Origin of the sequence: Treponema zioleckii, assembly GCF_014737315.1 — a bacterium.
Lineage (GTDB): Bacteria > Spirochaetota > Spirochaetia > Treponematales > Treponemataceae > Treponema_D > Treponema_D zioleckii.
On record NZ_JPUF01000066.1, the window covers coordinates 1 to 21,856 of the forward strand.

At 42.4% G+C, this 21,856-nt stretch carries 13 protein-coding genes; 8 read left to right on the top strand and 5 right to left on the bottom strand.

All coding sequences use genetic code 11. From position 1 onward, the window contains the following. Positions 1-42: 42 nt before the first annotated feature. On the bottom strand, positions 43-1,479 hold the full coding sequence (locus JI65_RS14180; protein WP_191017779.1) for an alanine/glycine:cation symporter family protein: 1,437 nt from the start codon (positions 1,477-1,479) through the stop codon (positions 43-45). 216 nt (positions 1,480-1,695) lie between these two features. Then, the gene (locus tag JI65_RS14185; protein ID WP_191017781.1) at positions 1,696-2,412 is read right to left on the bottom strand and encodes an SIMPL domain-containing protein; all 717 of its coding nucleotides are present in this window, start codon (positions 2,410-2,412) and stop codon (positions 1,696-1,698) included. Positions 2,413-2,640: 228 nt separating this feature from the next. Between JI65_RS14185 and JI65_RS14190 the strand changes: the two genes are divergently transcribed. The 8 genes from JI65_RS14190 (at position 2,641) to JI65_RS14225 (ending at position 15,094) form a co-directional block, all read left to right on the top strand. Continuing rightward, entirely contained in the window at positions 2,641-4,581 is a 1,941-nt protein-coding gene (locus JI65_RS14190; protein ID WP_242457261.1) for an AMP-dependent synthetase/ligase, read from the top strand. Positions 4,582-4,828: 247 nt separating this feature from the next. After that, complete coding sequence (gene pelA, locus JI65_RS14195; protein WP_191017784.1) at positions 4,829-6,148, top strand: pectate lyase; 1,320 nt, start codon at positions 4,829-4,831, stop codon at positions 6,146-6,148. A 72-nt stretch (positions 6,149-6,220) separates the two neighbouring features. Further along, positions 6,221-7,231 (top strand): LacI family DNA-binding transcriptional regulator, encoded by a 1,011-nt coding sequence (locus tag JI65_RS14200; RefSeq protein ID WP_191017786.1) that lies wholly within the window; start codon positions 6,221-6,223, stop codon positions 7,229-7,231. 133 nt (positions 7,232-7,364) lie between these two features. After that, complete coding sequence (locus JI65_RS14205; protein ID WP_191017788.1) at positions 7,365-9,842, top strand: glycoside hydrolase family 94 protein; 2,478 nt, start codon at positions 7,365-7,367, stop codon at positions 9,840-9,842. Positions 9,843-10,607: 765 nt separating this feature from the next. Then, the gene (locus tag JI65_RS14210) at positions 10,608-13,094 is read left to right on the top strand and encodes a clostripain-related cysteine peptidase (protein ID WP_191017789.1); all 2,487 of its coding nucleotides are present in this window, start codon (positions 10,608-10,610) and stop codon (positions 13,092-13,094) included. A 1-nt stretch (position 13,095) separates the two neighbouring features. Then, positions 13,096-13,512, top strand: a complete 417-nt coding sequence (locus JI65_RS14215) for a hypothetical protein (RefSeq protein ID WP_191017791.1) — start codon at positions 13,096-13,098, stop codon at positions 13,510-13,512. Positions 13,513-13,647: 135 nt separating this feature from the next. Beyond that, the gene (locus JI65_RS14220; RefSeq protein WP_191017793.1) at positions 13,648-13,866 is read left to right on the top strand and encodes a hypothetical protein; all 219 of its coding nucleotides are present in this window, start codon (positions 13,648-13,650) and stop codon (positions 13,864-13,866) included. A 148-nt stretch (positions 13,867-14,014) separates the two neighbouring features. Then, complete coding sequence (locus JI65_RS14225) at positions 14,015-15,094, top strand: hypothetical protein (protein ID WP_191017794.1); 1,080 nt, start codon at positions 14,015-14,017, stop codon at positions 15,092-15,094. Between the two features lie 85 nt (positions 15,095-15,179). Here JI65_RS14225 and JI65_RS14230 read toward each other — a convergent pair whose 3' ends face one another. From JI65_RS14230 to JI65_RS14240, 3 genes are read right to left on the bottom strand one after another with little or no spacing between them, the layout of a single operon-like run. Further along, positions 15,180-18,665 (bottom strand): UvrD-helicase domain-containing protein, encoded by a 3,486-nt coding sequence (locus JI65_RS14230; protein ID WP_191017796.1) that lies wholly within the window; start codon positions 18,663-18,665, stop codon positions 15,180-15,182. 19 nt (positions 18,666-18,684) lie between these two features. Beyond that, positions 18,685-20,373, bottom strand: coding sequence for a PD-(D/E)XK nuclease family protein (locus JI65_RS14235; protein ID WP_191017797.1), 1,689 nt, complete (start codon positions 20,371-20,373; stop codon positions 18,685-18,687). After that, entirely contained in the window at positions 20,255-21,475 is a 1,221-nt protein-coding gene (locus tag JI65_RS14240) for an exodeoxyribonuclease V subunit gamma (protein WP_191017799.1), read from the bottom strand. Before JI65_RS14240 ends, JI65_RS14235 begins: the two co-directional genes overlap by 119 nt. Between the last annotated feature and the right edge of the window lie 381 nt (positions 21,476-21,856).

Consider the following 21,856-nt stretch of genomic DNA (forward strand, 5'->3'; position numbering starts at 1 on the left):
AAGGTCAACTCAGACTTTAAAAGTTAACTTTCCGCGTTTCCCTTAGATCCAGAAATCCAATTCGCTTTCGTCAAGACCGATATTCTTTGCCTTGAAAACTGGCATTTCGTTTCGTCCGGCTTTTTTAAGTTCTTTTCGCTGTTTTGTATAGTCGTTTAGCGCATTAATAGCGACTTTTCCCAAAATCACGCAGACCGGAAGGTTGATGAACGTCATTCCCGCCATGAGAATGTCCGCAACGGCCCACGCCGCATCCATTGGAATTCCTGCTCCTACCAGAACGACAAGCGCACAGAACACGTGGAACGTTCTTAAAAATGCTTTTGAAGGCTCTTTTTTGCCGTTCAAGTAAATGATTGCATTGTCAACATAATAGAGGTTTCCGATGAGCGTTGTGAACGCAAAAAGAACCATTGCAACGGTAATAAAAATCGGGCCAATCGGACCAAAAACCGTAGAAATTGCGTTCTGAACGTAAAGCGCGCCCGAAACAGCTTTGCTTCGCTCAACACCGCTGGCAAGACACATCAAAGCTGTTGCCGTACACAAAACCAAAGTGTCAATGTAAACTGAAAGCATCTGAACCAAGCCCTGACTTACCGGGTGAGAAACTTTCGCACTTGCGGAAGCGTTCGGAGCAGAACCGACGCCGGCTTCGTTCGAGTAAAGGCCTCGTTTGATTCCGTAAACCATGCACGAGCCTGCGACTCCCGAAGCGATTGAGCGGAAGTTGAATGCGTCAGAAAAAATCATTGCGAACATCTGAGGCACAAGATTGATGTGGAACACGATTACGATGAGCGAAACAAGAACGTAAGAAATTCCCATTACAGGAACGATTACGCCCGTGAATTTTACGATTCGCTTTCCGCCACCCAAAATGCAGTAGCCGACGAGAACGGCGAGCACGCATCCGATTATAAATGGAGTTTTGCTTTTGTCATAAAATGAATATGTTGCAAAAGTTGATTGAAGATTGTATGACGCGAGCATGTTGAATCCTACCGCATAAGTTACGATAAGGAACACGCAGAAAACTGCCGAGAGCCACGGCGCGTGAAGTGCTTTTTCAATGTAGTAAGCTGGTCCTCCGTAGCAAGTTCCGTCGTTCTTGCGTCTTTTGTAGATTTGAGCAAGCGTGCTTTCTATGAATGCCGAAGAGGTTGCGACGATGCACATTACCCACATCCAAAAAACTGCTCCGGCTCCGCCCAAACAGATTGCGGTTGAAACACCAACGATGTTTCCGGTTCCTACCCGCGATGCCGTTGAAACGAGCATTGCCTGCAAAGAAGAAACATGATTTTTGTCATCTGGTTTTTCGCGGATAACGTTGAGTGCCTCGCCAAAAAGACGAATCTGCACGCCCTTCGTTCTGAACGTAAAATACAATCCCGCAACTGCCATTACGACAATCAAAATAGGGTAGTACATTACGCCGTCAATTTTGTCTAAAATCTCTACAATACTTTTAACCATAACATGGCTAGTATACACGAGAAAAGTGAAAGATGAAAGGAAATTTAGGAATTGAGCATTATGAATTATGAATAAAACAAAAAGCGGTCATTCTGATCTTGTTTCAGAATCTCTGCATCTTTGCGGAAAAAAGTGTCGTACCGAAGTTATTGTAAAATTTACAGGCCTGTCATGCTGAAATAAATTCAGCATGACACTTATTAAATATTTAATACACTAATCTTTATTTTTTAGTTCAAAAGTTACAACAACATTTTTGCTTGAAGCTAAAATTCCTGGTGCGACAACGAAACCCGAAGAGCTGTTCAGGCTTTTGTTTTGAGCAATGGATTCATAACTGTCACGATAATAATATGAAGGTTCGCTCGTATCAACGTCCGAAATATAAAGGACTTCGCCTATTTTTACGTTCATTCTTTCGGCCATTTTTTCTGCGGCGGCTTTAGCGTCGTCCAGTGCCAAAAGATTTGCTTCGCTTTCAAACTCGCTTTTTTTAGAATGGCTGTATCTAAAATCACCCAAAGAATAAACTTGCAGTGCCAAAATCGCTCCTGTAAATTCTTCAACTCGGGTCAAGTCCCTAAAAGTAATTTGAATCGATTGCTCCGAACGGAATCCCACAAAAACGTTTCTGCCGTTCTGGTATTCATATTCCCTTCCAGATTGTGAAAAACTTGTTTTTATGTCTTCATCCAAAATTGAATATTCCTTGCACAGGCTTAATAATTTTTTGCTTGTGGCATTTGTTTCTGAAATTGCATCTCTCAGAACTGGCTTTACGCTCTTTAATTTTACGGTCATGGTGACGGTATCCGGAATGTAAGTTACTTCACCGTTGCCAAAAACTTTTATTACTTTTGTTTTGCTGTCTGTGCAGGAAACAATTGAAAAAATTGACAAAATAAAAATCAGACCAAATAAACTTTTTCTCATCATTCTTCCATAATAACCCGTGTTTTGGATAAAGTCCACTTTGAGATCCTTGCACCGCGTGAACAAAAACGTTTTTTTTGTGGTAGTGCAGACAATTTTTTTACAGTGGTAAGTTTGTAATGTAGCCTCTGTGATGTGGAAACATAGACAAAATGACAAAAAATGTGATAATGTCATAATGACGCAAAAATTTAGATTCAGAGGTTCAAAATGATTGACGAGTCAAAAATGGATAAAACTTTAGGCAAAAACATTCCACTTATGTTCCGCGAGAAAGTTAAGAAAATCCCGAACCACACATTGCAGGAAGTCAAGAACAAAAGCGGAGTTTTTGTCCGCTACAGCTATTCTCAGGTTTATCAGCACGTTATTGAGATGGCAAATACGTTAAAAAAACTCGGAATCAAAAAAGGCGAGAATGTCGGAATTATGAGCGACAACCGACGCGAGTGGCTCATCACCGACTTTGCGCTTCTTACGCTCGGCGCGGTGGACGTTCCTCGCGGTTGCGACTCGATGGGCGTTGAGATGCGCTTTATTTTGAATTTTGCTGAATGTAAAGTCTGTTTTTTTGAGAACGGTCGTCAGCTTGAAAAAGTCCTTGAAAAAATTGAAGAAGTTCCTTTACTAAAAACGGCGATTCTTTTTGATTACCCGGATGAAAAAACTGTCGAAAATGCAAAGGCCCTTGGAGTTGAAGTGATAAACTATCATTTTCTTGAAAGCGAGGGCGTTTCGATTACAAAAGAAGAATGGGTTCAGATTGAAGAAGAGATGGAGTCAATCGACCCTTCCGACACGGCCACGATAATCTTTACCTCTGGAACGACCGGTCTTCCTAAAGGGGTTCAGCTTAGCCACGACAATTACATTGCTGAATGTGAGGTTGCTCACTCAGTTCTTGGTCTCATGCAGCCGGGAGACATTTGGCTTACCGTCCTTCCGATTTGGCATTCCTTTGAGCGGGCTTTCTGCTACATGGTCGTTGCCCTTGAAGGCGGCTTTGCCTACTCAAAACCGATTGCATCCGTCATGCTGCAGGACATGAATCTTGTTCAGCCTCAGTGGATGAACGTTGTTCCTCGTCTTTTTGAAGCCGTGGCCCAGGGGCTTTTCCGGGAAGTAAAAAAACAGGAAAAAATGCAGCAGCTGGTTTTTAACACGTTCATCGGAATCGGAAAAGTCTACTATAAAATGAAGGAGCGGGTTCTGGGGCTTCGTTGCCGTTACAAGTGGTATCCGCGCTTTTTGGACGTGCTTTGGGGAATCGTTCCGTTCATTTTGAGCTGGCCTGGTCACATTGTTGGCGAGCTTGTGCTTTACCGAAAGATTCGTGCCCGTTTTGGCGGAAATTTCCGTGCGGTTATTTCTGGTGGCGGTGCGCTTCAGCCTGAAACTGAGGCTTTTTACCATGCAATCGGATTCAATCTTCTTGAAGGCTACGGAATGACTGAATGTGCGCCTGTAATTTCCGTTCGAAATTCTAAAAAACCACGTTCAAACAACGTCGGTTGGGTTTTCCCTTCGTTTGACGTAAAAATCGTTGCCGAAAAAGACGGAAAAATTGTTAACGGAGAGCCTTTAAAAGCCGGTAAGCGCGGAATCGTAATGGTAAAGGGCCGTCAGGTGATGAAAGGCTACTACAAGCGCCCTGACTTGACGAGCGAAATTATAGACGGCGAAGGCTGGCTCAACACTGGCGATATTGGAATGATTTCTTATGACGAAGAAATAAAACTCGTTGGCCGTGCAAAAGACACAATCGTTTTGCTTGGCGGAGAGAATATTGAGCCGCTTGTAATCGAAAAAGCTGTTAACGCAAGCCCGTACATTGAGCGTTCAATGGTAGTGGGGCAGGACAAGCGCTATCTTGGTGCGTTCATTGTTCCTGACCAGCACAACGTTGTTGCCTATGCCGAGGAAAACAATATTCTTTACGACAACTACGAGACACTCTTGCAGACGAACGAGATTCAGAATCTCTTCAGAACCGAAATTGACACTCTCGTAAACGCAAAAACTGGCTTTAGAGCCTGCGAGCGAATTTTTAAATTCACGCTCCTAAAAGAATCGTTCGAAATCGGCAAAGAAATCAACGCCAAGCAAGAGTTGATGCGGCATAAAATCGTAAAAATCCACGAAAAGGAATATAAGAAACTGTTTAAATAGAAGAAAACGGCACTGTTAAAACTCTCGGTGCCGTTTTGTTAGCAGTGGATTCCGAAACAAGTTCGGAATGACAGACTTGCCGTCATGCCGAATTTACAAGCCAGCCATGCAGAACTTTCAGGCGCGTCATGCGGAAATTGCAGGTACGTCATGCCGAATTTATTTCGGCATCTACACATGACGGTAAAGTCAAATAAAGCCAAAAAAATGTCAGAATGCAATAGGATTTTTCTTGTAGACTAAAAACATGAAAAAAATAATTCCTATAATCGCATTGGTGACTGTACTTACTGGTTGCCACGCAGTAAAAACTGAAAGCCTTTCAGATGATGTTTTGACTGTCGAAATCTCCGACATCGCAAGTGACGACGAATCATTTTTGGAACTGACTTCAAAACGCTATTCCGAAATTTCTATTGATGAATTCAGTGACGGATTTAATCACGCCCGCTATGAATATCCTAATTCAATTCCGCCTTGGAAGCTTTATGACACAGACCAAATTGTGGGTTTTGCCGAAAACATGATTTATCTTCAGAATCCTGACGGCGGCTGGGCAAAAAATCTTGATTTGCAGCGGGTTTTTACCCTTTCTGAATTAAAGGAACTCAAAGAAAAAAACAGTGAAATTGAACCTGTAACCTACGGACTTAAGAAGAATTCTTCGGGAAGCACGATGGACAACGGAAATATCTACTCGCAAATGAAGTATTTGTGCCAGGTTTACGCGCAGACTGGCGAGAGCCGGTATCTTACAGGTGCAACAAAAGCCTTAAAGTGGATTCTGAACGCTCAGCATCCTTCAAGCGGCGGTTTTACGGGTTCTGACGTTTACGGAATTACTTACAATGACAACGTGATGTCAAATGCACTTGGCACGCTAAAAAGCGTTGCGAATGATGAAGTGTATAGCGTTTTTCCAAAAGAAATGCGTGAAAAGGCCCGCGAGGCTTATTACAAGGGAATTGACTGCATTTTAAAAACTCAGATTACGGTTACGCTTGACGATGGTTCAAAACTTTTGACGGCCTGGTGCCAGCAGCACGACCATGAAACCTTAAAACCGATTTGGGCGCGGGAATACGAGCCGCCTTCAATCTGTTCGGCAGAAAGCTTTAAGATTCTGCGGCTTCTTATGGCTGACGAAAATCCGACTGACGAAATGAAAAAAGCGATTGTTGCCGGTTCGGAGTTTTTTGACCGGGATGATATAAGAATCCACGGAAAAAAGCGTGTCAGCATTCCGCTTTCAGAGCCTGTGACTCTCAATAATCATTATTATGATAGCGAGCGCGTGCTTGAAGATGTTCCAGATGCTCCTGACATGTGGGCAAGGTTCTATGCTCTTGACGGTTCCTTTGACATAAAAACCGGTTCAAGAAAACCTGTTCAGGGCACGTATCCGAAAGTCCTTTCGCCGGTGTGGGTTGACCGTGGCTGTATTTTCGTAAGCGATTTTTCTGAAATCTCTATGGAACGTCGGAATGGCTATGCCTACACGAATACTTCTGGAAGCAAATTCCTTGAAGAATACAAATTGTGGAAGGCAAAATATATAGAAAACTAATTCCTCACCGCTTGGTCTAAAAAATTTCTCTTGGGGCTTTGAATATGTGAGTAAAGATGTTATGCTTTCCTCATGGTTACGATAAAAGATGTCGCACGCGAATGCAAGGTTTCTTTCTCAACTGTAAGCAAAGCCCTTAAGGGAAGTCCGGAAATCAGTCCTGAAACTACGGAATTCGTAAAGAAAAAAGCCCATGAACTTGGCTACAGACCGAATCTTGCCGCACAAACTCTCAGAACGAACAAGACTTTTGATATTGGCGTGATTTTTGAAGAAAAAACCGGCGTTGGCCTTCAGCATGAATATTTTGCAAGTGTGATTTCTGGAATCCAGAAAGTTGCGTTTGAAAAAGGCTACGACATGACTTTTTTGGGCGGAATTTCTCAAAAAAATTACGATTATTATTCACACACGCTCGCCCGGAATTATGACGGAGTTGCGCTCCTTTCCTGCGACTTTGACTCTAAAGGAATCACGGATCTTTTAAAAAGCGAAATTCCTACTGTTACGCTTGATTATTCTTTTGGCTCGGGACATTCTGCAGTTGTGAGTGACTCTGCAAAAGGAATCAGTGAACTTACCGAATATGTGATTTCAATGGGGCACAGAAAAATCGCGATGATTCATGGAGAAAAAACTTGGGTCACTGAGCAGCGAGTTGATTCTTTTAAGAAAACTTGTGCAGAGCATGGAATTTTAATTCCTGATGAATATTTTATTGAGGCGATGTACCATGATGCAGAGGGAAGTGCAGTTGCCACTCAAAAACTTCTGCGTCTCAAAGAAAGACCGACCTGCATTTTTTACCCGGATGATTACGCTTCTCTTGGTGGAATCCGTGAGCTGAATGCACAGAATCTTGTTCCCGGAAAAGACATTAGCATTGTCGGTTACGACGGAATCAAACTCAGCGCAATGATGAATCCTCCGCTCACCACTTACGAGCAGAACGGCAAACTTATTGGCCAGACGATGGCGGAGGCTCTTTTTGACCAGATTGAAAAAAGAGAGGATTTTGCGCCGAAAAAAGAATTCGTTAATGGCAGGGTGATAAAAGGCGGAACTGTGGTAAAACCTGTATAAGCCCGGCTGTTTTTCCGTGGCGAGAGCCTTATTTTTATCAAAAGATTATTTTTATATTCTAAAAATCAAAATCTTGCAAAAAGAAGTATCTTTTATTATAATTTTTCTACAACGTTTTCGTAAGGAGATTATAATGAAATTCGGACACTTTGATGATTCTCGCCGCGAGTATGTAATCGAAACTCCTCGCACACCGTATCCTTGGATTAACTATCTTGGTACTCAAGGATTTTTCTCGCTGATTTCAAACACGGCAGGCGGATACTCTTTCTACAAAGACGCACGTCTTCGCCGCATAACACGATACCGCTACAACAACGTGCCTATCGATATGGGCGGACGCTATTTCTACATCAACGACAATGGCACAATCTGGAATCCGGGCTGGTCTCCTGTTAAGACTGAGCTTGATTCTTACGAGTGCCGACACGGTATGGGCTACACTGTAATTACAGGCAAAAAGAATGATTTGAAGGCAGAAGTCACATTCTTTGTTCCTCAGGACTTTGACGGCGAGGTTCAGCAAGTTGTCCTTACGAACGAAGGAAAGACAGACAAGACGTTCAAGTTCTGGTCATTCGCGGAATGGTGTCTTTGGGACGCTCAGGACGACTGCACGAACTTCCAGCGAAACTTTTCGACAGGACGCGTTGAAATCAAAGATTCAGTTATCTATCACAAGACAGAATATCGCGACCGCCGAAATCACTACGCATTCTATTCAGTGAACGACAAAATCGACGGCTACGACACAGACCGTGACGCTTTCATCGGGCTTTACAACGGCTTCCACAATCCACAGGCAGTTCTTGACGGAAAGTGCACAAACTCACTCGCAGACGGTTGGTCTCCAATCGCTTCACATTTCAAAGAAATCACACTCAAGGCTGGCGAGAGCAAGACGCTCGTTTTTGTTTTGGGCTATGTTGAGATGCCTGTTGAAAAGAAGTTCGAGGCTGACGGAAAGACAATCAACAAGGAAAAAGCCCTTGCCATGATTGAAAAATACAACACACCAGAGAAGTTCGCTTCTGGTATGGCAGAGCTCCGCGCTTACTGGGACAAGCTTTTGGGAATCCTCAACGTAAACACACCAGAAGACAAAGTGAACCGCATGGTAAACATCTGGAACCAGTATCAGTGTATGGTTACGTTCAACCTTTCTCGCTCTGCTTCATACTTTGAAAGCGGCATTGGTCGAGGTATGGGCTTCCGCGATTCAAATCAGGACATTTTGGGCTTCGTTCACCAGATTCCAGACCGCGCACGCGAGCGTCTCATCGACATCGCGTCAACTCAGCTTGAGGACGGCGGCTGCTATCACCAGTATCAGCCACTCACAAAGAAGGGCAACGCAGACATCGGCGGCGACTTCTCGGACGACCCGCTCTGGATGATTCTCTCGGTTTCTGCATACATCAAGGAAACAGGCGACTGGTCAATCTTAGACGCAAAAGTTCCTTACGACAACGATGAGTCAAAAGCAAAATCAATGCTCGACCACCTCACAGTAAGCTTCTATCACATTGTAAACAACTTAGGTCCTCACGGATTGCCGCTTGCAATGCGTGCAGACTGGAACGATTGTATCAATCTTTCATGCTTCTCTGACACACCTGGTGAAAGTTTCCAGACTTACACAAACCCAAAATTCAAGGCAGAGGGCGGATATTCAAAGGTTGCAGAATCTGTATTCGTTGCAGCGCTCTTTACTTACGTTGGTCCAAACTTCGTCGGAATCTTGAACCACTTGGGCAAGAAAGACGAGGCGGCAAAGGCGCAGGCAGAAATCGACAAGATGAAGAAAACTATTATGGATTCAGCTTGGGACGGCAACTGGTTCATGCGCGCTTATGACGCTTACGGCAAGAAGATGGGCTCAAACGAGTGCGAGGAGGGAAAAATCTTTATTGAGCCACAGGGCTTTGCAATTATGTCTGACATCGACAAAGACGCGACAAAGAAGACGCTCGCCGCAATCGATGAGAGACTGAACACAAAGCACGGTCTTGTTCTCAACAACCCTGCTTTCACAAAATACTATGTTCAGTACGGCGAAATCTCAACATATCCTGGCGGATACAAAGAGAACGCTGGTATCTTCACTCACAACAACGCATGGATTATCTGTGCTGCGGCTTATGCTGGCGAGGGAAATCAGGCTTTCAAATACTACTCAGAAATCGCACCTGCTTACACTGAAGAGACTTCTGACTTGCACAAGACAGAGCCTTATGTTTACGGCCAGATGATTGGCGGAAAGGACGCGGGAAGCGACATCGGGCAGACTGGAAAGAACTTTGGTCAGGGCAAGAACTCTTGGCTTACGGGAACGGCTGCATGGAATATGGTTGCAATCAGCCAGTACATTCTTGGTATTCAGCCGGACTTCGATGGTCTCAAGGTTGACCCGTCAATTCCATCAAGCTGGGACGGCTTTACTGCGACAAGATTGTTCCGCGGTGCAAAGTACAACATCACGATTAAAAACCCAAGCCACGTTTGCAAGGGCGTAAAATCGCTGATTGTTGACGGCAAAGCAATTGACGGCTGTGTTGTTCCTGTTGTTGAGGGCAAAAAAGAAGTCAATGTGGAAATCACATTAGGGTAAGTTTCTGTAAAAGTGTTAAAACTTAATCCCCTGCCAAGAGTCTTTGTTTGGCGGGGGGATTAGTTTTTAAAATTCACAGTTTGCACAAAACGTTCCTGCAACGATCTGAATGAATTTCTGGTCTTTGGACAGCTCCGCCCCTAACCGGAGCTGTAATGGCGACAGGATTCCTTGCCGCTTTTTTATGGATGAGTAGAGACTAAGAAATCTGTAGCCTTGACTTTTTGGCTCAATGCGGTATATTTGAATACATAGGAAGTGCACCACGGCAATGTGGCTGAACCTCCGTAAGTGCTTAATAAAAGCCTACGCGGAAATTGCAGTGAGCGTAGGCTTTATTTTTTATCTACTCGCTATTTTTATCTTTTTTGGCGAGAGTCTTGCATACAGCAAAGACAAACGATGCAACCGTAACAATTGTCGTTACGACCGCACAAAGAAGCATAATGCTTTCGTATCCTGTCATAGCAGGCCTCCTCGTTCTAATGAATTCGGAGGTTCAGCCTACCACCACCGTGGTGCAATACAAAGATACTATATTTTTGTATTTTGCGCAAGAAACCCACTTGACTTTTTGTGCCCCTAACTGGAGTTGTAATGGTGGAAGGATAGATGATTTCTCCGAAAAATTCCTCTTAACCAAATTACATAAAGAAATCCATACAAAATAAAATTAACCTCTTGACAAAAATATACGGGGGGGGGTAACATTTTGTTATTTTCTAATAACAAATATTAATAGAAAAATAAGGAGTATCCCCCGAAATGAAAAAACTAAAATTTGCTTGTCTTGCAGGGATTATCTTATCAGCATTTTCACTGATAAGCTGTGGTGCTGATGATGAGATTGCCACGGAGCAAGTTTCTGTAACCTTTAAGACTGATGGCTATAGCGAAAAAATTGTTAACCTGCCACGTGCAGACTGTCTGAGTTCATCTCAATTGCCTGTAAACCCTTATAGAACAGGCAATTATTTTATGTATTGGTCTGAATCAAAAGAGTCGCAAGAAAAGGCCGTTCGGTTTGATTTTAATGAACCTATTATAGAAAATAAAACTTTGTACGCCATTTTTTCACCAGAGTTAGTTTCAATTTCTAATGTTTCAGCAACTGATATAGAGATTAAGCTTTATTCTAATTCTTGCCCGCTTGAAGATGGCTCTTATGTTGGACTCAACTTTAAGCATTCTACGGATAACAAAAATTTCAAAGATGTTAATTTAGGTATTCCATCAAAATCTGAAAATTATGGCAGTTACAAATATGTGACCTACACGTTTGATTCTCCTTTGCCAGAGGGAATGAATTACTTCAAGGTAACAAGTAAACATGAAACTTGTAAAAAAGAATATCGTGTTGCGGCTCCAGTTCCTGTAACAAATCTTTCTGCCAAAGCAGATGACTCTTATGTAGAACTTGCTTTTTCACCGGCAGAAGGTTGGGATTCATATATCGTAAAAGTTTTCGATGGCAGCGAGGAAGTTGCCTCAAAAACAGTTTGGGGTAAAAATGTGGAGTTTTTTGGGCTTACCAATGACACGGAATACACATTCAAAGTTTTTACGGGCAAAACAGAAGTCTTTGCTCAAACAACAGCAACGCCGACTGTTACAAAAAAAGAGACAGACTGGCTTTTGGCAATGTACATGGACGGTGATAATGACCTTCATGAACCAATCTGGCTGGATTTGAACGAAGCCGAATACGGAGTTTATAATATTCGTAGTTATGACAGTGATTATGACGCTGTTACTGCTGTTGCAATCTGGGATGGTGCTGTAAGCTGGCTGGACACTGATGAAAACGGAAATCCTGTAACTGTAACACCGCAAATCGGTGATACAGGAACGTATCTTTATGAAGTCGGTGAAGACTATTCTTGCAAAGCTGACTATGTGAATGACCGTGGTTGTGTTCTTTCTAGCAAAACTAAAAATCTGTCTTACACAGCACCTTGGCTTACAGAAAAAACGACTGTTGATACGAGTGTCGGCTCATACCACGGCGAAGTGAATATGGGCGACAAACAGACGCTCATAAATTATCTGAACTGGATAAACGCACATTACACCGCAAAAAAAGGAATTATTCTCCAGTTTAGCGACCACGGTGGTGGCCCTAGACGTATAAGATATGTAAAGACTTCAGACGGCAGAATGATAAAAGTTGGAGATACAAGTGGTCGCCGTGCCCTTTGCTGGGATGATTCTTCTCGTTCAGATTTCCTTAAAACAAAAGATGTTTCCGAAGCGTTGCAAGCTGCTGGTTTTGGTCCGTCAAACAAACTCGGCATGATTTTAATGGATGTTTGTCTTGGCTCATCTTTGGAAGACGCATATCAGTTTAAGGATTACGCAAATTATCTTGCTGCTTCTCCGAACACAATTCCTGGCTCTGGGTTGGACTATACAGATTTGATGAAAGCTTTCAAAAAGAACTGCACTCTTGAGCAGATTGGAAAGCAGATTCTTGAGGACTATAAAAAGCAATACAGCGTGCTGGAATATTGGAATTATTATGCCCAGCAGGCTTTTGGAAAGAACTACTATGCTTTATCAGAGGATGAGCAATCGCTTCTTGAATGGCTAAGTGATTTGGGAATACCGACTTTTACGATTACGGACCTTTCAAAAATTGAGGACGTAAAGACCGCCGTGGATTCTTTGTGCAATGTTCTTCTTTCTGATTCTGGAAAACTAAAAACTGTTTATGTTGATGAGAATGGTGTTTTTAGTCCAACTGCAACTGACCAGACCGAAAATTTTGTAAAATATTTAGGGCAGCATCATGCGAATATTGTAAATTTGTTCGGCAATAACGAGGATGGCAGTAAGTATTCCATTGATGGCTCAATTTACTATCAAGGCTCTTTTGCATGGCTTTATGATATTGGCTATCTTGCTGATTTTATGAATGCATTATCGGCGCCAACATTCTCTGCTTCTGCTAACGAAAACGCATGGCTAGAACTGAACGAGGCTGCTATTGCAGTAAGTCAAAAACTTGGAAATGCAATCGCATATAGCTGGAGAGACAGTAAGTCTGATATCTCCTATAGGGATTTTTATCGTTCTATTGATAAGTGCAGTGACTACAAGCATCATTATGGGCTTTCAATCTGCGGTGCTTCACTTGCGACAAATGGCGAGAATCTTTCTCAGGGAACTCTTCCTGATTTTTACAAGAGCGACCTGGCCTTTGGACGTGATTCTAAATGGGGCGATTTGCTTGAATATTGGTTTGGTAAATAGCATGAAAAAGAGTTTTTTTGTAGTCTTAATAATTTCTCTTGCTTTTGTGTTTCTTTCTTGTGCTTCAAAATCGCACCTAGAAACTTCCGAAGAGAGTTCTTTTGCTGATTCAACTGCATCAGATTCATCTGATAATTCGTTTCGGCATGAGAAGTTGGCAAATCACTCATTTCTTACAGAAAAAAATATTGGTGAGAGTTTTGCCATTTATGGTTTGATTGTGAAAAATGGTGAGGACTTTGTTCTCATAGAAAATCCAAAATCAAAAAGCAGAGTTTCTTTTATTCTGACTTTTGAGGAAGATTATTTAAAAGAAAAAGTTGCTTTGAAGGCAAATGTCACTGCTGAAATTTCAGGAATCTTAGTTTCTGTGGAATCACCGTGGCGAAAAGGACTAAAGGTTGTGGATATAAAATAATCAAAATATTTAGAAACTCCAAAATCTATACTGATTGGAATGGTTTTAACAAATTATTTAACGGAATATAGCATTTAGATTGCCTTGAAATTTGATTTTTTATATAATATTTTAAAGTTCAATTAGGAGGAACTTATGAAAACTATCCAGAAAATTGCTTTGGCTGCAACAGTTGCAGCTTTGTTCGGACTCGTTTCTTGCGGTTCAACAAAAGCAGCTGCTAAAGATGCAGCAACAGAAGCTAAAGAGACTGTAGAGACAGCTGCAAAAGAAGCTGTTGATACAACTGTAGAAGCAGCTAAAGAAGAAGTTACAGAGACTGTTGAAGCTGCTGCTGACAAAGTTACTCAGTAGTTTTGTTTTGAAAATTTTAACTGGACTGCCGCTTTGGCAGTCCTTTTTTTTAACCATTTTGTGCCGATAATCTATCCGTGAAAAAATCGATTTTTATTTTACAGCTAATTTTTTTGTATCTGAATTTTTATCTTTCTCGCAAAACTTAATGGGTTCGACTGTAGACGAAAACGAAAATCCTTCTGAAGTTGCTTCCGAAGAGGTTTCAGTTGAGCCTTCAACTCCTGTAAGTGACTCTTCTGGGCTTTCTGAAACTGTTCCTGAGCTTTTACGCGGAATTTGGCAAGGTAAAGACCGAATAATGATGTTTTCAAACGAAAACGAATTTTCCGTGGTGCTTCGGGTTTTTTATACCTGGTACAACGACCGTGCGGCGGAGCCTGCAAAATTCAAGGAGCTTAAAGCCCGCGACCGAAACGACACGACTTCCCAAAAGGCGGAAGATATTTCGGTAAAATACAAGACCGTTTACGAAAATGAATCAAAAACGGCTGGCGCGTATGAGCTTGTGGTAAAATATCCAAACATAAAAGAGCCTGTTTATATTCCTGTTGCCGTTGTTGGCGGAAAAATCTATCTTGATTTTTTGATTCACGACACAGATTCAGAAAAAAACACTTCGGTGAATGGCTCGGTTGACGATTCTGAATCTGAAAAATCTAAAGACGGATTGTGGCGGTCAGCCGCTACCGCAGACGGAATCACTGTTTCCCCGCCGAGATTTAAAAAAGAAGTGCGCTCGTACTACGTAAACGGAAAAGACGTTTATCATCTTCGGTACTGGCTCAGCGGAATGGAATACACGACGCAGAAAGCCGGCTTTTCAGACGGAAAATCGTCGTTCAGCGTTTCAAAATACTTGCAGATTGGTGACAGGCTTTATCAGTGCACGACAGGGCGAAGCACAAAAATCAGGAATGTGGAAAAGTCTAATTCGCTTCCGGCGAACGCGGTTTTTGATTCTGAGTTGTCGATTTGTGCGCTTTCTTCCCCGTATCTTGTAAAAATTGACGGAGAAAATCGGGAAGAACTTCAAAAACTTGTTGATTCGAATAATGCCCGAAAGGCTCCGCCGCCAAAGCCTCTTTTCCCGGTTCCAGAAATCGAGATTCATTGGCGAGAGCTTACGGAAGTGGAGCTTTACAATCCTCGTACTTGGAACCGTCGCATGGTTGATGTTGCGGCGGAGCATACGACGGTTGAAATCAAGCGTGTTGAATCAAAGTAAAACTCGTCTTCCAAAAACGTCATGCTGCACCCGAAACTGGTTCGGGGTGACAGTGCAGAATTAAGTTTTTAGCGCTGACTTCAAATTAAAAATCAATTTTTACTTCTTTTGCGTACCTTAAATAATAGAGCACACAATTGATTTTTTGCGGGGCAACATTCAGCATTTTAGAAATTGCCTCGCGGTAGCAAGCGAGCTGTTCTTTGTAGACTTCTTCGTTTATCGCATGGCTCGTCTTGTAGTCAACGATGGTGTAAGAGCCGTCCTCGTTCTTAAAAATCAAGTCCATTGTTCCGCGAACAATTTTTTCTTCACCACTTTCGTCCAAAATTCTGCTTCTAAAATTGAACTCAGCTTTCTTCCAGCTGGCATTTTTTGCAGCTTTTCCGAGTTCGCTTTTTTCGAATGATTCTTTCATGTCCTGGCAAACTTCTTTTACGCGTTGGATTTTCTTTTCGTTTGCGTCAAGACCGTCCCAGCAGCGACTAGGAATTTTCGCTTCTTCGCCCGTAACTGCGGATTCCATGTAGGCGTGGGCAATCGTTCCAAAATCATCGTAGCCAAAACGAGGCTCTCCATTCCCGCCGTTTCGCTTTGTTGACTCAACAATTTCGTTTATCTCAAAAAACGGAATCTTGTCTGGTTTTGAAGTGACTGAGTTTTGCCCAAAAATAAGTTTATTTTCTTTTTCTTCGTAAAGATGGCTTGGCGAAATGTAAATTGACTCTGGTTTTTCGGTCTGAATCACATTCAGCTTTGAATCTGCGAAGATTTCGTGCAGAGTTGAAATTACTTCGAGCTTTTCTTCGTAAGTGTTTTCTCTGAATTCAGATTTTTCCTCTTCCTCAAATTTTGAAATGGGTTCAATCGTTTCAAAAATGAACGGTGAACATTCCGACTGACCTTGCTCGTCTGCATTTTGGTAAAAATTCAGGACCGGAAGAAGAATTTCTAAAATCTTGTCCGTATTTCCGCCGTTTTCTGGCGCGAATCTTTCCGGCTCTTTTACGGGTTTTTCAATTCCTGTGATGTAAATTTCACTTTCGGCGCGGGTTAGGGCAACGTAAGTGATTCGGCGAAGTTCCGCACATGCCATTGATTCATTCAGCTTCTTTGATTTTTCGTAAAAATAATTTGATTTTTCTGGAAAGTGCCTGCCACCCGGCGTGTTTATTGAAAATCCGTACTGTTGATTGTAGAAAACTGGCTCCAAATTGCGGTCTTTTTGCGTTCCTTTATGCGTGCCGCACACGAACACAATCGGAAATTCAAGTCCTTTGCTGGCAAAAATCGTCATGATGTGAACGCTGTCGCCTTTTTCGAGAGGAATGTTTACGCCTTCGAGTTTTTCGCTTTCTTTCTGATATGAGCTAAGCCCGTCTACAAAGCCCGAAAGTCCCGTTGTGTCAAGTTCGCACTGGCGGGCAATTTCAAAAAGCCGGTCGTAGAGAGTGTTGTACATTTCGACTTTTCGGTTCCACAAAGTTTCGTAGCGGTAGCCAGTTTCGTACCAGAGTTTGGTGAGAGTGATTGTGAGCGGCTCAATTTTTGCGGATTTTTCGAGCGCAAGATAAAGCTCTTTTGCGTGATAAAATCGTTTTGCGCTTTCTTCGCAAAGAATATTTTGTGCGTCGGCTTCGAACGGACTTAAATTCGTGGCAAGAATGCCGTTCAGTTCATCTGCGCTCAAATTTACGAACGGTGAACGGAGAACTTGCGAGTAGGCAATCGAGTCATTTTTGTAAACAAGAATCCGCATGAACGAAATTAAATCGTTTACAGGTCCGTCGTTAAAAAATCCCGTGAGTTTTTCGCAGTCATAAGGAATACCTTCTTCAAGAAGCGTTCGCTCGTAAAGCGGCTGGAGATTTAACGTCCTAAAAAGAATCGCAATGTCGCTCGGCTTTATTTTTTTTCCGTCAATTTCAGTCCCCAAAAGACTCTTTATTTTTTTTGCGACCCACTTTGCCTCGGCTTCTTCGCCCTGGTAAAAATCTTCGTCAGGTTCGATTGAGTCATCGTAGCGGGCAACGTGAATCCGTTTTGGAAATTCCTTTTCGTTCTGCTTAGAGATTGGCAAATCGACTTTGTGGTAAATCGCTTCGTATTTTGGAACGTTTTCCACAGATTTTTTTTCGGTAAAGAAAACTGAAGGAAGATTTTTGCTTTCTTGTGAAACTGGCGGGTATTCAAATCCTCCAAAAATCGTGTTGAATGCACTGATTAACGAATGATGCGAGCGGTAATTTGTTTTTAGCTCAAGATTTCCGTCTTTAAAATCATCAGAAAGATTTCTGAACACCGAAACGTCGGCTCCGCGGAAACGGTAGATACTTTGTTTTTCGTCGCCTACAAAAAACAGCTTGTTCGGGCAAAGCTCGCCAACGCTCGGAATTCCCTTTTCGTTCCGTTCAGGTTTTTCTGCGAGCATAAAAAGTAAATCTCGCTGCATCGAATTGTTGTCCTGAAATTCGTCAATCATAATCGCTTTGTAGCGTTCCTTTTCGATTTGCCGGATTTCCGGGTGCTCTTTTAGCGTGCAAAGTGCAATGCTTGCAATGTCTGCAAAGGTGAGAATCCCGGAATTGCGCTTTAGCGAGTTCACCTGTGTCTGAAATTCTTCCAAAAGCGGCACGATTGCTTGTACGATTCCAAAGCCGGTAATAAAATTTACGACCGGAATCAGGTTTTTAATGCTTTCGCGGAGAGCGTTCAGGGCAGATTTTATGCTTTCTAGTCCTTTTGCGGTGCTTCCGGACTGTGAGAGGAAGGCAATATCGTACACGCATTTTGCAAAGTCTTCAAAAATCTCGGCGGCTTTTGCGTCGTAATTGTCAAAAAATTCCAGCGAGAGCGGGGCGCATTCAGGTAAATCCAAATGTTCCATAATGTTTTTTAGCCGCTGGAAGAATGTTTTGCTCTTGTCGCCGTCAAAAGCTTTGTAGGCCTTTTCAAGGTCGTTAAAATCACTCAGAACTTTTTTTGAAAGTGTTTTCCAAGTGTTCACGATTTCGTTTTTTTGACGGTTAATGTCTCGCCTAAAATCAATTGGCTCTGCGACTGTTGAATGCTCCAAAATCGGATTTACAAAAAGTTCGTTTGCAATTTGGGCAAAATCTTTTGTGCTTACAAGTGCCTTGATAGCAAGATTGTCCCGGTGCTTCAGAATGAACGGAAGTGCCATTGCCGACACTTGCGAGCTGATTTTGTCCGCGTCTTGCGTAAAGTCCGGGCTTACGCCGTAAAAGTGCGCTCCGAGTTTTGCGACTGAATTACAGTAGCTGTCGAGGGTTTTTATGTTCGCCTTGTAAAAATTCTTAACGGCCTTTTCAGCCTTTTCGTCGCCTTTTTTTTCTTTTAGCGTTTTGTAAATTCGCCCAGACATTTCCACAGTGGCTTTTTTTGTAAATGTGAGCGTCAAAATTTGGTCAACTTCAAGTCCTTCGTTTATTAAGTGTGCGAATCGTGCCGAAAGTACGCTGGTTTTTCCAGAGCCGGCTCCCGCGCTTACGACCGCGTTTTGGTCAACTTTTATTGCTTTTTTTTGTGATTCGTCAAATTCTTTAGCCATTTAAAATCCTCTCAATGTCCTAATCTTTTCTTCCTACGTTGAATGTGCGGCGGCAAATTCCTTTGTTCTTGCAGTTGCGGCACACTTCAAAGGTTTGGGCGCCTTCGTCCAGCGTAAAATCCAGGTTTTCAACTCGGTCTGAGAACACATCCAAAAGCGATTCGAATTTTTTTCTTGTCGCTTCAAATTCTTCGTGGCTGATTTTGGAGACCAGCGTGCCGAAAACCGGAACTTTTTCGCTTTCTTTTACGTTGAAGAACACGGCGTTCTCGATTTTTTTTGGCTGAGCCTGATGTTCGAGAAGATATGTGTAAATCGGCATCTGAAAATCAGGAATTTCAACGCCGTCGCTAACAAAAAATCTGTCTTTGTGAATCGCACCACTTGAGCTTTTAAAATCTACGAGAATAAATTCCGCCTCATCCTCGTTTTTTAAAAGACAGTCGATTTTTCCGTGGCAAAAATATTTTTTCCCTTCAGGAGCATATTCGTAGTATTTTTCGACTTCAACAACTTTGCAACCCAAAAAAGCCTTGCAAAAATTGTGAACGCAGTTTGCCATTGTGGCGGTAAGAGCAGTTTTTGTGGTTTTTATAAGTTCTTTTGCAAGATAGCTGGATTTAAAATCCTGAATCGCTTCATCAACGCTCTCGTAAAGAATCGCCTTGTATTCGTCTGTGAGCCCGTTTTCCGTGGTGGTGAGCGGAAGAGAGAGAAGCTGAATCTTTTTGCAGAAAAATTCCAGAATCTTGTGGTATAAATTTCCCATTGCAAAATGGTCCATTAGCTCAGCTTCGTTGTTCCGCTGCTCAATCTTAAAAACGTACTCAAAAAGATAAAGCCGTGGGCAGGCAAAAAACTGACTCATGTTGGAATACGAGATTTTTAGTTTGCCGTCTTTTTTTTGTGAATTGTTGACGGTCTCTCTGATTGATTCAAGTGAATTTTCCAAAAGCTCACCGTCGCTTCCCGCTGATTTTTCCCAGAATTCAAATCCGCTTTTCTGCACTTCAAAAATTGACTTTGGAAATTCGGTCTGATATTGAAGAAGATAATTTTTTTCTTTTAATAAATAGTCATCTTCAAGCATTTCTGGCTCTTTTTCTTCCAAAAAGCCTGCTGGCAGGGCGTAGCCCGAAAAAGTTTCGTTCGCGCAGGTGTAGTAAGTTTCTTCGGTGGAAGAAATTGAATAGAGATTCAAAAACAAATCAGAAATGTTCGGGTCGTCGATTCCAAGATTCTTTCGCTTGATGTCACTCAAAAATCCGAGCTGGCGGTAAATTACGCTCGTTGAAGCCTGGCTCGCGTCAATCACCACGTGATATTTGAACGGGGCCGTGGCCGCAAGTTTGTACGGCAAAATCGCAACGCCAACGTCCGCGCTTTGGGCCAAGTATTTTACTTTTTCGAGATATTTTACAAAAAAACTGTAGGTTGAAGGCACTTTGCACGCTGGAAAGTTTTTTTCAAGGTCGGAAAGCCCGCCAAGCTCCGCGATGCATCGGCTTATAATCAAATCACTTTGTAGCGGGCACTCGTCCATGTTAAAAAATGAGTTTCGCAGTGCAAAATACTTTGTTCTGATTGCTTCAAATGAATCTGACGAAACCAAATCCGTTAGCTTTCGCTTGAGACTCGTGTAGTAAGCGCTGATGTTTTCTTGAATATCCTTCGCCTTTGAGTTTGAACGCTTCTTCCCACGAATCATGGACTTTGCCTGCATATTCGTAGGAGCAGATGCAGTTATTTATTTTTCCGAATTCGATTAACTGGCTGTTAAGCTCGCCGTCGAGCCAGGGAAGTTCTGAGTTCAACAGGAGTTTTTTTACGCTCTCAAACGAAAATTTGTTCTGAACGCATTCAAGAATCTGCCTGAACAAAGCCCCCGCACCGCTTTCTGAAAGGTTCTTTCCGTTGCGGAGGTTGTTCGGAATCCCGTAGATTTTAAAATCGCGCTGAATGTACGGAGCGTAGTTTTCAAGGTCAGGAACGTTCACCGCAATATCTGTCCACAGAACGCCTTTTTTGTCGTGAAGATTTCGGAGGTAAAGCGCGACGTTCCGAATTTCGCTGCGTGAATTTTTGTAAAAGTCCACTGACGGGGGAGTGGAGTCCGCTTCTGGAACGTTCACGATTTCGATTTCCGGCGAAGATTTTAAAATATTTTCGTATTCAATCCAGTCGCTTAAAATTTCCGGGTAGAACAAAATGTATTTTTTTCCGTCCGCCTTGAACGGAGGAGTTTCCCATGCCGGGTCAAAAAGCGCGTTCTGATTCAAAAAATTGTTGTATCGATTGAAGATTTCTAAAAAATCACAGTCTTCGTCATCAAAAAAATCAGATTCTGCATTCTGCGACAGTTTTTTTAAGATTTCTTCCGTCGGAATCGTTTTTACTGCTTCTTTTTGATTCGGCTCGATTTCGCACAGTTTTTTTTCGCCCCAAAGACGAAGGCCCGGCAAAAGAGATGAAATCCAGTTCGTAAAGCCAGAAGATTCTTTTGCGAATTTTGGCACGATAAGATTTTTTAGGAACTGCTTTTCTCCGTTCTGTAAAATAATGTTTGCGGCAAAAATGTCTCTGAGCGTTGAAGGAACTGAAGTTTTGTCCTGTTTTTGTCCGCGAATTGACTTGCTCTTAAAATCGTCCCAGGCCATAAATCGCTCGGTCGCAACCGCAGTCGCCTGTGTGATTTTCGTCGCCCGGTCTGCCCACAAATCCGCGGAAAGTCCCGTAGAAAACACGAATATAACGTTTTGATCAAAAATATTTTGGATTAATTTTTGTTCGATAGGATTTTTTTTGTTCAATTGAAACTCCAAGATTTTATCTGGCGTGAGCCAATGAAAAATTATAGCACAAAATCGGGAATTAAGAATTAAAAAGTAGGAAATATGAGGTATGAGGTATGAAAAGTAGACTAAAAGGCTCAATTTCGAGTTTTTACAAAGCCTGTTATTCCGATGTCGTTTCGGAATCTCTTTCATAACACAAAACAGATGCTGAAACAAGTTCAGCATGACACACAGCTTATGACAGAAAACTCGAAATTCGACCTAAAAAGCTGTTGGTCGGTAGGGGAGGCAACGCTTCGCTAATGCACAAAAATGATTCTGACCGTGCGGTGTGTGCAATTGAAGCGCAAGTTTCCCGGTGGGAAAACTTGCGGGAAACGCTAAGACTGAACTTTT